Raw genomic sequence first — 13,928 nt, forward strand, 5'->3', positions numbered from 1 at the left:
AATAGCCAAGATACTATATTTAAAGGCGATGACGACAAACTCTATTTAGATTAAGACTAACAAAGATCATGTATAATAAGTAGTTAATCAAGTAGGCCAAATTCGCGCCTTGTGTGCCATAAGCTGCAATTAAGAAGTATGACAAAAAGACAAACAGCCCACTAAAAAATATTTCCGTAAAAATAAACCACTTTGTAGCCCCCCTAGAGATCATTGGGTATGCATAAAGCCAACTGATGATTTTTATGACATCACCAATTAATTGGATGGCAAACAGATCTCTAGCATCTCTAAATTGTTCAGTGAATAGCAAAGATATAGCAACATCTCTTAAGAAATAAACACAAATAGCCATCAAAGAAACAATCGGAATAATGATGAGCAAAGTTTGATTAATTTCTTTTTTTATATCTTTCACATCCTTTAATGTCGACAGCTTAGGCAGAAAGTACGTACTCAGTGCGATGGTTATTACACCGAGATAAACTTCTGAAATCTTCCATACCGCTTGCCATTGTCCCGCACTTTCCCAACCGACATTAGATATCAAAATATTACGTACTGCGATCAACGCGATAGGAACAGTTAAAGAAGAAGTAATGGCCATTAAAATATAGCCGCCTATCCTCTTTTTATGTTCCTTATCAACGCCCTGACTTCCCCACCAAAAGCGTAAGGCCACCCACGGTTGACGTAAAACGCCACATAAAAGCACAATCCCAATTAATCCCGTTTGTATTGATGCAGCTAATAACGCTCCGGTTATTCCAAATGTAATAACCAGAGTGATCATTAATATGCATGATACTGCGGTGGATATCGCACCAAGGATGATATAAAGGCGATATTGCTGATATCCATTAACCACGGAGTTGACTAATGTCCCTATGGCAGCCAATGGTAACATTGCTGATGCAGCCCAGATTATCCAAGCATAATCTGGATTACGAAATAACCACTGTGCGAGCGGTCTGGCAAACAGGAATCCAGTCGGCATCACAATACATAGAATAACCACCAGCCACCAGGCACTGGCCTTCCACCAAGGTGAGCACGCACCAATCCCCTGCTTTTCATACTCAGCCGTGTAACGTACTAACCCACTGCCGACTGGAGCGTTAACAATGCCATTTAAACTCACAATCATACTTTGGATCTGGCCCAGCATAGCCATTCCGGCTGGACCAGTGTAGATAGCGACGACTTTAGCAATAATAAAACCACTTCCCATTCTTGCCAGCGTTAGTAACCCACTGAAAAAAGTCACCGAAAGTAGTTTTTTCATCCTCGAAACTCATTAATGACTGTAATAACTTCCTGTACGTCCGAATTCGTCAGGGTTGGCCCCATTGGCAAACTGAGTACCTGTTTATGTATGCGCTCAGTGACTGGGAAGTCACCTTCAGAAAAACCTAAATTGCTGTAAGCCTCTTGAAGATGCGGCGGCGTAGGGTAATGAATTAAAGTTTGCACGCCATTAGCAGTAAGATAAGCCTGCAACTCGCTCCGACGCTCACATTCAACAACAAATAGATGCCAAACATGTTCTTCAGATTTTTCAGGAAATACAGGTAATTTAATGAGATCGTTTTTTATTCCAGCACAGTAAAGACTAGCAATTTCTTGTCTTCTACTATTACTTTCATCTAACGATTTTAACTTCACAGAAAGAAAAGCAGCCTGAAGCTCATCAAGCCTACTATTAACACCTTGATAGAGATTTTCGTATTTTTTATGTGACCCGTAGTTACGTAAAGCCATTAATGTTGCAGCCAACTCATCGCTGTTTGTTGTTATCGCGCCAGCATCACCCAGTGCACCTAGATTCTTACCTGGATAAAAACTAAAACCGGCTGCATCACCCCATCCACCGACTTTCCTACCATTAAAAATAGCGCCGTGAGCCTGAGCACAATCTTCTAATACCAAAAGATCATATTCTTTAGCGATGAGTAAAATCTCATCCATCGGACTTACTTTTCCGTAAAGATGTACTGGCAGAATTGCTTTTGTCTTATCGGTTATCGCTGCTCTTATTCTTTCAGAAGATAAATTATAGGTCTCTGGATCGGGTTCTACCAGAACTGGAACCAGGTTATTCTCAGTTATTGCTAAAACTGAAGCGATATAAGTATTAGCCTGGACAATAACTTCATCCCCTTCCTTTAACTTCCCAAGCTCTATCCATGCCCGAAAAGTTAAAATAAGTGCATCCAACCCATTTGCCACGCCGATGGCATGCTTTACGCCACAGTAATTTGAAAATTCTTTTTCAAATGAAACAAGTTCGGAACCTTGAATATACCACCCTGAATCAACAACCCGATCAAAAGCCGCTAATAAATCTTTTTTATACTCATTATTGATTTTCTTTAAATCTAAAAAATTTATCATTTTAATTCCTTAAAAATTTTTTGTTCAGCTTCATCTACTTTAGATAATTCAAGATAATCAAAAATATTTAACCCATGGTAATCTCTGATGTTCAAGTCAGCTCCTAATTTTACCAACTCTTCCATCAGAGAGTAATTCTTGCTTTTTATAACATAGTCCTTCAAATACATTGCAACAGTCGTACCATTATAATTAGTGTCATTGACATCAGCCCCAATTTCCACCAATTTTTTTATAAGTTCGATGTTGCCATGATAGGCCGCAACAATGATAGGGCTCCATCCTTTCTCATTTTTCTCAAACAATGTATTGCGAAAAGGCGCGTTTAAAGCAAGATCCTCAAAACTTGCAGCTTTGCTCAATTCTAATATTTTAGAAAAATTATCTTTGAACAGCATGATATTATAATCAATCGAAGATAAAACAATATAATTATTACTATCCTCAACAACAGAACCGGCTTTCAGTATTGATTTATCGTCTAACACTTTTGCACCAAAAATTTCATACCCTAAAACCTTAGGGAGTTGGTAATAGCGAAAAGTGAAAGCGTTAGTTTGTTGCTTTATTTGGAATGCAGTTCTATTTAGCTCTATACTGACATTTTTATAATCAATACTTTTTTTCGAGTAATAGCTTGAATTAATGTAATTCTGTTTCTTTCTTTCGTAATTCCCTTCAACCAATTTAGGGAAGACATCTTTTACCAATTGAGTTCCATGGCGGATATATTTTAAATATAAAGAACCCGCAGTTTCATTCTCATCAAGTAGAAACTCTTTTTGAGAGATGATGTCCCCCGTATCGATCCCGTTATCAATTTCATGGAACGTAACACCAGCCTTTTCTTCTCCGTTGATAATAGGCCATGCCGATGTATACATTCCCTTATATTTAGGTAGATTAGAAAAATGAATATTAAAACAGTTACTTTTCTTGAATTTATTCGTATCAATAATCTTGTCAAACTCTAGAGAGATAAATATCCCTTCGACTAGATATGCATCTTCTAACGATAAAACCGGAATATCATGAGAAACACAAAATTTTTTGTATGACCGTTGAAAGGTATCACATCCATTATCAGTGCTGTTAGTTACTCCAAATACTTTTATTTCAGGGTACTTTTCTGTCAGCCATTCAACAAAATCAACTGCAATATTGTTTTTACCCGCAACAATGACATTCATTTTCAGATCCCTGATAAAAATTCATCATAATTTCTGATGTAATCAGATTCATCATAAGGTTGATCTGCCAACACCATTAATACGCAATCATCAGAAAAGTCATACATTTCTCGCCAAATGCATGAATCGATAAGAAGCCCCTGAGCAGGGTTATCTAATAATATATCTACCTTCTCTGTACCATCATCCAGTAAAAAACGACAAGAACCACGGACCGCTATCGCAACTTGCTTCAACGCTTTATGAGCATGGAATCCTCTGCGTACCCCTTCTTTCGTTTTAAATAAATAATAAACGCGTTTTATTTCAAACGGGATATTTTTATCTTGCTCGAGGGCAACTAATGCACCGCGCTCGTCGCCATGCGTTTGTAATTGAATTAGTCTTATCTGCATTACATTAATCCCGAAAATCCTTGACGAGTCTCTCTAGATATTGGCCATACTGGTTTTTAATCAGTCTGCTTGCTGAATCCAGTAACTGTGAATTAGTTAGCCATCCATTACGCCAGGCAATTTCCTCCAAACACGCGATCTTCATTCCTTGCCTTTTCTCTACCGTTTCAACAAAGGTAGAAGCTTCGATCAAGCTATCATGCGTACCGGTATCTAACCAGGCAAAACCACGTCCTAAAAACTCCACTTCCAATTGCCCACGCTCCAGATACATCTCATTAAGCGTCGTAATCTCAAGCTCACCTCTTTCTGAAGGTTTCACCTGTTTAGCTAATTCAACCACTTGGCTATCATAAAAATATAAACCTGTTACAGCCCAATTCGATTTGGCTTTTTTAGGTTTTTCCTCAATGGAAAGAACATTCTTATTCTCATCAAATTCAACGACGCCAAATCGCTCTGGGTCCATAACTTGATAGCCAAATACTGTCGCACCCGTTTTCTTAGCTGCAACACGTTTTAAGACTGGGCTAAACCCTTGTCCGAAGAATATATTGTCACCTAATACCAGACTACAGCTATCGCCGGCCAGGAATTCTTCACCAATAATAAATGCCTGTGCTAACCCATCAGGCTTAGGTTGGACAGCATAAGAGAGTCGAATGCCAAAAGCCTCACCTGTACCTAATAGTCGTTGAAACGCATTCAGATCTTCCGGTGTGGTAATAATTAAAATATCCCGGATTCCAGCCAGCATAAGCACAGACAGCGGATAATAGATCATCGGCTTATCATAAATAGGCAATAGCTGTTTAGATACACCTAATGTAATAGGATAAAGGCGTGTTCCTGAACCACCAGCAAGGATTATACCTTTCACGGTTAACTCCAATAGAAAATCAATTTTGGTATAAAATCTGATAGAAAAAATTACGACAGATAATTTATAAGCGAGGTATTAAAGAAGACCGGATGCGAACATCCGGTTATCACAAGGGTAAATTTTAAATCATAAAAAATTAATTATTTTTTTCTGATTTATAGTCATAAGTATAGTAGTGATAGTTTCCATAGCCGTAGTAACTTGCTGCACGTTTTACAATAGCATTCAGAATGACACCTTTTATTTCCGCACCATTCTGTTCAAAACGGCGGATACTGACCTCAATTTCTTTGAGCGTATTCACTTCAAAGCGTGCAACCAGAAGAGATGTCCCTGCGTGTCGACTAATAATCGCAGCATCAGTTACAGCGAGTATTGGCGGCGTATCCAATAATACAATATCGTAATTTTCCGCAGCCCACTTAATAAATTGCGGGAATCGACTATGCATTAAAAGTTCAGATGGATTAGGTGGAATTTGACCGCGAGGAATGAAGTCCATATTTTCCACCGCTGTTTTCCGAATACTTTTCTCTACTTCTACCTGCCCAGATAAAATATCCGACAAGCCATCAACGCTCTGCGTTCCCATCAGTTCGTGGGCATACCCTTTACGCATGTCACAGTCAACAATAAGAACGCGTTGACCAGATTGAGAAATAACAGCTCCAAGGTTTGCACTGATAAATGTTTTACCAATTGCCGGGCTAGCACCAGAAATCATCAGTACATTATTTTTGGCTTCCATCATGGCAAAATGCAGACTGGTACGGAGGCTTCTAATTGCCTCAATAGCAAGGTCTGTAGGGTTACCAATCGCGAGTAATTCAGTAGACCGTGTATTACTTTTATTGGATCTTGCTAATAGAACTCTGTCTTTTTTCTGTTGCCATTCAGACAAAGGTACGCTGGCATAGACATTTATGCCCATTTCTTCGAGCTGTTCTGGGCTTTCAATACCTTTATGCAATACTGCTCTGAGCACAACAAATGCTGTTGATATCATCCCGCCCAACAACATCGCCAGTAATACAACCAGAACTTTTTTGGGTTTTACCGGGCTTAACTGAATAGCAGATGGGTCAATGATACGGACATTACCTACAGTACTAGCTTTATTGATGCTTAGCTCCTGCTGTTTGTTCAGCAACTGCATGTATACTTCTTGCCCTACATTAACATCTCGCATTAAACGTAATATTTCCTGCTGTGTTTTTGGCATAGCAGCGACACGTTTATTAATTTTCTCACGCTCATCTTCCAACGTTTTTCGTTTTTCCAGCAATGAACGATAAGCGGGGTGTTCTTTAGTATAAAGCTTTGATATCTCAGCTTCTTTGAATGTTAATTCGTTTAACTGCGATTCAACCGCAACCATCGTATCAAGAACGGCTTTCGCTTCCAGCGATAAATCGACGGATTCATTCTCCTGACGATAGGCATTTAATTTATTATCAGCATCATCAAGATTTAAACGTACATTCGGAAGTTGCTGTTTAAGAAACTCAAGGCTCTTTCCTGCTTCTTCGGATTTTCTCTCGACGTTTTGCTGTAAATAATTGTTGCTAATACTATTCAATATTTTATTGGTTAATTCGGGATTCTCACCTTCAAAACTGAGAGATAATACTCCCGTATCTTTACCTTTATCAGCGACGATAAAAGTACTCAATACATTATTGATTGCAGTAAGCGAATTTAATTTTTGCAGACGAAAAACGGTGCCGGCCTCTGCTTGAATATCACTGACCAATAAAGAAATATTATCGTGTTTTGCTATTTGGCCAACTTTACCTTCGAATTTTACTGCATCGCCAGCTTCAATTTCATACGTCTGTTCATCAATAACACGTAGTGTAATGGCCTCATCTCGCCACGATTTAGGCACTTCCAACCTAGAGACAGCTATTCTGCCAGGTTTTTCATCCATCAAGCGGGCAAAACCTTTACCAAAAATAGGAAAGTATTTCTGTTGAACAACAATATCTAGCGACAAGTCATCTACTGTTTTACCAACAACCATCCGTGATTTGATAATTTCGATTTCAGCGGCTGACTCCGGTTTTGAATCAGGCAAAGTGCTAGAAATATCTTTCAGCAGTGCATTACCTGAGCTTTGCTCTACCTGAACGAGCGCATCTGCTTTATAAATCGGTGTCGCAAACGTGGCATAAAGAATGCCTATAATAGTGAAAACTGCCGTTACACCAATAATTAACCAGCGATTATCCAGCAGTGTTCCCAACAAACGACCTAAATCAATCTCATCCGAATTCGTTTCGGCTGTTTTTACTGAAATTTTCTCTGCCATGGGTTTCCCTGACTTGTTAACGGCTTAATGCTTGAGCCCATTTTTCGGCTGATTGCTCAAGTTGCAAATAGACAAACTCAAAGGCTTCGCGACTTTTACGATAAGGATCAGCAATTTCCTGCTGTTCCGACCAGCGCCCAAATAACATTGTCTTACCACGCACTTCAGGAGCGATGCGGCATACGCCATCAATATGTTCTTTTTCCATCACGAGAATAAGATCAAACTGGCGACACAAAGCCGATGTTAATTGCTGCGCCTGATGCCCTTCGAGAGAAAGGTCATGTTGGTTTGCGACCTCCGTTGCCATAGCGTCAGCAGGCTTCCCAACTAATGCCCCTAATCCGGCAGAAACGATTTTTTTCTCAGGCAGAGCCCGCTTTAATAACCGCTCCCCTGTAGGGGAACGGCAGATATTGCCTACACAGACAACCAATATTGAATCAAACATAATTATCTCTATGGCCAGGTACGAACACGTAAACCACCTTCCGTCAATTGATTGAATGCGGAAATAGTTGGAACTAATTGAGATATCAGGCGATTCCAACGAACTATCGGCGCGCTCGTCACATATACAATGTCGTAAGGCTGAAGCTGGAACTCCGTTCCCATCACCATGGCTGTAGCATCTGATGCATTAAGCTGGTAGATATTCGCCATTTTTGGCCCTTGAGTCCCTCTCAATGGACGAATAACAAATACACCTGTGGCATCAGAAAGCGTCTGGTCCATGCCCTCTGCATTGCCCAATGCCTCGGTCAGCGTCATACCGCTGCGATCCATTTTGAGGGTGCTTTGCTTGTTAACTTCACCCATGACGAATACTTTCAGGTCATCATTACGGGGAATATAGAGGATATCGCCAGGATAGAGGAGGTGGTTTTGTGAAAGGTCACCATTTTGCATCAGTGCCTGAAGAGAAATTCGCTGTTCTTTACCATCATGGGTAAGGACAATATTTCGCCAGTCCGCATTTTCGGTTAGCCCGCCTGCGTTGTTTATCGCATCAAGGACAGTCAGTGGCACATTGGTAATCGGCTGTTGACCTGACTTGCTGACCTCGCCAGAGACATATGCCTTCTGCGAACGGAAAGCAGCAATACTGACATCAACCTGAGGGGACTCAATATACGTGGCTAAACGTCCCATAACTTCGTCACGCACTTCGCTAACCGTTTTACCCGCGACCTTTACCTTTCCGATATAAGGATAGAAGATCGTGCCATCAGAGTGCACCCAGTTACCCGTATCCGCTGCAGTACGATATGTCCCTGCTGGCGTGGTTAATTCAGGGTGATCCCACACAGTAACCATGATGACATCGCCAACCCCAATGCGATATTCATAGCCTTGCAACTCACGCTCCAATGCAGGATTATTTTGCGCAATCAATGGCTTAGGCCGCATTTTTTCAATTAAATAAGGCGTCATCGGGTAAACGTTGACCAACTTATTAATATTAAAATCAGCGTCTTGCTGCTCGATAACTTCTTTACCACCAGTGGATAAATGGCTACCGGGAATTAGAGTGCAGCCACTAAGCAGGGCTATGGACACCACTACGGGTATCAATTTTAACTTGTGCTTTATCATCCTGTTTATGCCATCGCTTATGATTAAATGTCGCGCAAATCCCTACAAAATAACTCGTTATTATAGAGGACTTTTATTCGAATAAACCCGCAGAGTGGGACGTAAAAAACAGCTAATTCATTGCATCAGCGCCGTTGCTCCATTTTCTCCGCAACAGCAACGTGTCTATGACTACTACGTCGGAACCACGTCAGTAGACGCCATATTCGGGTAATTGACCAAAAATAGCCAACAAAAATCACCAGAAACGCGCTCAGCATGATGGATTCAGTCACACCGCCAAGCTCGCCAATAATGCCCACTGCTGCAAGGAACAACGCGGCCAAAACAATTGCCAGCAAAGATTGCCGTGAGCTCAATCCAGCACGCATCAAAATGTGATGCAAATGCTCACGATCCGGTTTAAAGGGGCTATCGCCTCTGCGAATACGGCGAACCATGATCGTCACCATATCCATTAGAGGAACCGCAATCATCCACAATGCCGTTACTGGGTGGATGATGGCCTCTTTGCCTTGCGTTGCCACAACAAGCAGCCAGATAACGGTAAAACCAATGAGTGTACTTCCGGCATCCCCCATAAACACTTTGAACTTCAGACCCCATGGAACACCAAGATTCAACAGGATGTAAGGCAGCGTCGCAGCGAGCAGACATAGACTCCATTGAGCTAACTCGTGACGCCCACCAATATAAAAAACAACCGCTAGCGCACCAAACGTAACGCAAGAAAGCGCACCGAGTAAGCCATCAATGCCATCAACCATATTGAAAGCATTAATCGCGCCCCATACCGCAAATAGGGTAACTGTGTAACCAAAGATCCCCAAAAACAACTCATAACCGAACAGCACATTGCCAAGGCTGATGAGGTATAAACCCGAGTACATCATCAAACCTGCGACAAGTGCCTGTAAGCCAACGCGAGGAAGAACGGGAAGATCAAAACGATCGTCCAAAACACCTACCACTAGTAATGCCGTTGCACAAACCATGTAAAGAGAGAAGTCGGGGAGCCATGCAGGATCAAAAATATACATAACCCACAGGGCCATATAGATAGAAACACCGCCAACAAGTGGAATATGACCACGGTGTCTCTTGCGCTCATTAGGTTTATCCACCAGCCCGACTTTTATTGCGACTTTTCTTGCCAGAAACAACGCAATAAACGCACACAGGAAAACCGCCATGAATTCTTGCATTTTTGCACCATCATCAACCCGTTATGTGAATGTTTTGCATCAGACACGCTACCGCCCTTGGCTTATAGCAACCAATGCGCTGTCAAACAACGTACGGAACACCATCCTGTGGCAACATATCTGGCTCCGTAAGCCCTCTGCTTGTATGTAAATACTTCATAAATTTGCTAGCTAACTGACATGGCTAACAAAATATTACTCATCAATAGATTTATTTATAAAAATATAGCTAAGTCTACAACGCCAATTTTCACCCCAATAGTATTGACGACGAAGCGAAGAGTACAAGGGTAAGATGTTCCTGGACGAGCTTTTCAGAATAAGACTACGCACTTCGCTTTCCCGAGACCTCACAGCCTAAAAACCTTTTTGGCAGGAGATGGTAAGCTGCGGATAAAAATCATAGCAAAAACCTTAGCCTCCCTGTCGTAAAAATCCTGTTAAATTGGCATAGGTATTCTATGCGTTGTCTACCAACACTATCAAACACTAACGCGAGCTATCCCGCTCATAATTCTGAAAATCTTGCTTATTGCTGCTTTTTCACGCTGTTTTAAATAACTTGTCACACAACATTCATATAGGCTAACTGCCGTGTAAAAGTGGGAGAAAGCGCGGGTAGACAGGCCGCCGACGCTCGTATCGGACTCGCCAAAAAAAGAATATCCCTGCAAATTCTGGTTCATCTGTGCCCGCCCTGATACGCTATCGAGGTTATCTTCATTTAAAGGTGAAAAAATAGATATGGAGTGGATCGCTGATCCAACAATATGGGCCGGGTTGGCCACGCTGGTTGTCCTGGAGCTGGTTCTGGGCATTGATAACCTTATCTTCATCGCCATTCTGGCTGAGAAACTACCAAAAGAACAACGCGATAAAGCCAGAGTCGTCGGTCTATTGCTTGCCCTGATTATGCGCCTATGTTTGCTGGCGTCTATTTCCTGGCTGGTATCGTTGACTACCCCCCTCTTCACGCTCCTTGGGCACACATTCAGCGCTCGTGATGTCATCATGCTGGTTGGCGGGCTATTCCTGCTCTTTAAAGCCACCATGGAGCTCAACGAACGCCTCGAAGGGAAAGATGAGGAGCAGCAAGCCCAGCGTAAAGGCGCACGTTTCTGGCCGGTAGTGGCGCAGATCGTGGTACTGGATGCGATATTCTCACTGGATTCCGTGATTACCGCCGTCGGCATGACCGATCATCTGCTGGTAATGATGTCCGCTGTGACCATTGCCATCTTCCTGATGCTGCTGGCTAGCAAACCACTGACCCGTTTTGTCGCTGAACATCCGACCATCGTCATCCTGTGTCTCAGCTTCCTGCTGATGATTGGTTTCAGTCTGGTCGCGGATGCCTTTGGCTATCACATTCCTAAAGGTTATCTCTATGCTGCGATAGGCTTCTCAGTGCTGATTGAGATGTTTAATCAGGTTTCCATGTTTAACCGCCGACGCTTTCTTTCCTCTTCGGTTCCGCTACGTCAGCGTACCGCGGAAGTGGTTTTGCGTATTTTGCGCGGCAACCACGAAGAGGCTGAGCTGGACAACCAAACCTCGTCGATGATTGCAGACAACACCCGGGCGGGTCAGGAGGTGTTCAACCTTCAGGAACGCCGGATGATCAAACGGGTATTGGGACTGGCGCAGCGAACCATCAGCAGCATTATGACGTCTCGGCATGATATCGAGCCGGTTGAGCTGGATATAACACAGGAAGCACTCGCTAAACTGCTAACGACCAATCAGCACTCGCGGCTCGTGGTAACCGACAGCAAAACCTCTGATGAGCCGTTGGGGATCGTATATGTTGCTGATTTACTACAACAGCAGTTGAACCGTGAGCCGTTTAATCTGCGAATTCTTATTCGTCAGCCGCTGGTTTTCCCTGAGCAACTTTCGCTTTTGCAAGCTTTAGAACAGTTTAGAGAAGGAAGAACGCATTTTGCGTTCGTCGTTGATGAATTTGGTTCGATGGAAGGGATCGTCACATTAAGTGACGTGATGGAAACCATTGCGGGTAACCTACCGCGCGAAGGAGAAGATCGCGATGCGCGCCACGGTATTCAGCAAAATGACGACGGCAGTTGGACCGCAAATGGCTATATTCCGCTGGAAGATCTGACGATGTATGTTCCGCTGATGCTGGATGAAAAGCGCGAATACTATACGTTGGCGGGGCTGTTGATGGAGCACGCACAGCGGGTTCCACAGGTGGGCGATACATTATCAATCGATCGCTATCAGTTCACTATCCTGGCGGTGGAAAGCCATCGGATCATGGAGGTTCGTATCACCCCAAACGACGAACCACAGACTGATTTTGAAGTGTGATAGCGGTGTAAAATAAAATACCGCGTTTATCAACAGCCCCTTTCTATTCGATTAGGGGCTGTTTTCTATTTATCTATCAGGCAGGAACCATAATTTCTGTGGCAACCACCACCACAATCAGTCCAACCAGAACAGGAACCGATGTGCGCTTCACCACCTCAAACGGTGATATTTTTGCCATCCCGGCAACAGCCACCACCACGCCGGATACCGGAGAAATGGTACGGCCCAAATTGGAAGCCTGAAGCATCGGAATAGCCAGATAGGCAGGATTGATACCCATTTGCGACGCTAGTTTTGGAATCAGCTCAACAAACGCATAGAACGGAGCATTGCCCGAACCAGTCGTCATCGCTGCCAGCATCGTGATGGCAACCAGCACCAGCATAATCACCAACCCACCGCTGCCAAACGACTGCGCAAGGCCAATCAGGCCGCTGATAAAGCCAATAGTGCCCAACCCTTGAGCAAAAACACCAGCCGCGACCAGCAGTATGACCACGCTAGAGAAGGCATCGGCCATCCCGCGATAAGCGACGTCCAGTCCATCAAATACTTTTTGCGCATTGAACGAGCGAACAAATTCCAGCACCGCGGCCAGCACCATACAAATCACCAGCACGGTGATGATGTGGAGTTCCGGTCCCCATTTACCATCAAAGACCAGTACTCCAATAATCGGCGTAAACGGCAGAATGGCGTAAAAACGCGGGGCATCTGTCTTGATTTCGCTGACGTCCAGAATCTCATGGCTGACATTCGCTTTGTTGTCCAGATGGCGCTGCCAGAAGAAATGTGCGACGGCCATGCACACGATCGCAATGATCGAAATAGGTAGCGTGGCCTTAAAGGCGAAATCCACTAATTTCATCTGCGATGCCTGAGCTGCCAACACCACATCGCCTGAGGTCGGCGACAGGATCAGCGCCACAGGGGATGCACAGATTGCGGCAGCGGCTCCACGGCTAATGCCGACATTCACCATGACGGGGAACAGCGTTGCCATTAACAACACCCCCAGCCCGGTTGCCGATGACACCGCCAGCGACATCAGACAGGCGACAAAATAGGCGGCAATCATCAGTAAATAAGGCGAGTTAATCATTTTCAGCGGGCGGGAAACCAGCTTAACGACCACATCATTGGCACCAATGTGCGTCATATAAGCGGCAAAACCACACAGCACCATAATCATCATGCCGAGATCGCCACCGCGGCTCATCAGCAAAATTTTTACGTATTCAACAATGTCCGTTGCACTCCAACCTGTCGCTTTCGCGCTGGCTGGCAATACATTTTTCCCCAGCATGGCACTGATTGCCAATAGTAATAGGCCCCCCACCAGCAACACGCCAGTCGCGGAGTACCCTTTTATAATGTAACGACCAACCAGAATCGTTACAGCAACACCAATCAAAAGTTCGAGCATAATGGGTTTCGATACCTGAGTAATAAGTTATCTGACAGACATTCCCCGGCAGCGGAGTCATGCCGCACCAAAAATAGGGAGCGAAGTTTACTGCTTTAGAAAATAAAAAAAGAGAAAAATATTAATATGCAGCATTAAAAAAGAGACACCGAGCACAAAGCCCGTTTTGAGGAGGATGACAAACCAGAGGAAAA

The 13,928-nt window shown here is 43.4% G+C and carries 11 protein-coding genes; 1 reads left to right on the top strand and 10 read right to left on the bottom strand.

Annotated features, from left to right (window positions below; all coding sequences use genetic code 11):
* Positions 1-19: 19 nt before the first annotated feature.
* The 9 genes from AB8809_RS16090 to wecA form a co-directional block, all read right to left on the bottom strand.
* A complete protein-coding gene (locus tag AB8809_RS16090) occupies positions 20-1,285 on the bottom strand; it encodes an O-antigen translocase (protein ID WP_349854951.1) in 1,266 nt (421 codons plus the stop codon).
* Positions 1,282-2,394: a DegT/DnrJ/EryC1/StrS family aminotransferase gene (locus AB8809_RS16095; RefSeq protein WP_320703319.1), complete on the bottom strand. Its 1,113-nt coding sequence runs from the start codon at positions 2,392-2,394 to the stop codon at positions 1,282-1,284. The genes AB8809_RS16090 and AB8809_RS16095 overlap by 4 nt, the downstream gene beginning before the upstream one ends.
* Complete coding sequence (locus AB8809_RS16100; RefSeq protein ID WP_349854953.1) at positions 2,391-3,584, bottom strand: formyltransferase family protein; 1,194 nt, start codon at positions 3,582-3,584, stop codon at positions 2,391-2,393. Before AB8809_RS16100 ends, AB8809_RS16095 begins: the two co-directional genes overlap by 4 nt.
* Before the next feature lie 2 nt (positions 3,585-3,586).
* Complete coding sequence (locus tag AB8809_RS16105) at positions 3,587-3,979, bottom strand: FdtA/QdtA family cupin domain-containing protein (RefSeq protein WP_320703317.1); 393 nt, start codon at positions 3,977-3,979, stop codon at positions 3,587-3,589.
* A 4-nt stretch (positions 3,980-3,983) separates the two neighbouring features.
* Positions 3,984-4,859, bottom strand: a complete 876-nt coding sequence (rfbA, locus tag AB8809_RS16110; protein WP_320703316.1) for a glucose-1-phosphate thymidylyltransferase RfbA — start codon at positions 4,857-4,859, stop codon at positions 3,984-3,986.
* Positions 4,860-4,998: 139 nt separating this feature from the next.
* A complete protein-coding gene (gene wzc, locus AB8809_RS16115; protein ID WP_320703315.1) occupies positions 4,999-7,173 on the bottom strand; it encodes a tyrosine-protein kinase Wzc in 2,175 nt (724 codons plus the stop codon).
* A 16-nt stretch (positions 7,174-7,189) separates the two neighbouring features.
* Positions 7,190-7,624, bottom strand: coding sequence for a protein tyrosine phosphatase (locus AB8809_RS16120; protein WP_320703314.1), 435 nt, complete (start codon positions 7,622-7,624; stop codon positions 7,190-7,192).
* Between the two features lie 8 nt (positions 7,625-7,632).
* On the bottom strand, positions 7,633-8,769 hold the full coding sequence (locus AB8809_RS16125) for a polysaccharide export protein (RefSeq protein WP_320703313.1): 1,137 nt from the start codon (positions 8,767-8,769) through the stop codon (positions 7,633-7,635).
* Positions 8,770-8,894: 125 nt separating this feature from the next.
* Complete coding sequence (wecA, locus tag AB8809_RS16130; protein ID WP_320703312.1) at positions 8,895-9,974, bottom strand: UDP-N-acetylglucosamine--undecaprenyl-phosphate N-acetylglucosaminephosphotransferase; 1,080 nt, start codon at positions 9,972-9,974, stop codon at positions 8,895-8,897.
* A 744-nt stretch (positions 9,975-10,718) separates the two neighbouring features.
* On the opposite strand from wecA, the gene AB8809_RS16135 reads away from it, so the two are divergent.
* A complete protein-coding gene (locus AB8809_RS16135; RefSeq protein ID WP_300997574.1) occupies positions 10,719-12,305 on the top strand; it encodes a TerC family protein in 1,587 nt (528 codons plus the stop codon).
* Positions 12,306-12,381: 76 nt separating this feature from the next.
* Here the strand turns inward: AB8809_RS16135 and dcuC are convergent, their stop codons facing one another.
* A complete protein-coding gene (gene dcuC, locus AB8809_RS16140) occupies positions 12,382-13,734 on the bottom strand; it encodes an anaerobic C4-dicarboxylate transporter DcuC (RefSeq protein WP_015839567.1) in 1,353 nt (450 codons plus the stop codon).
* Positions 13,735-13,928 lie beyond the last annotated feature (194 nt).

The sequence above is a fragment of the Pectobacterium aroidearum genome, from assembly GCF_041228105.1.
In the GTDB taxonomy this organism is placed as follows: Bacteria; Pseudomonadota; Gammaproteobacteria; order Enterobacterales; family Enterobacteriaceae; genus Pectobacterium; species Pectobacterium aroidearum.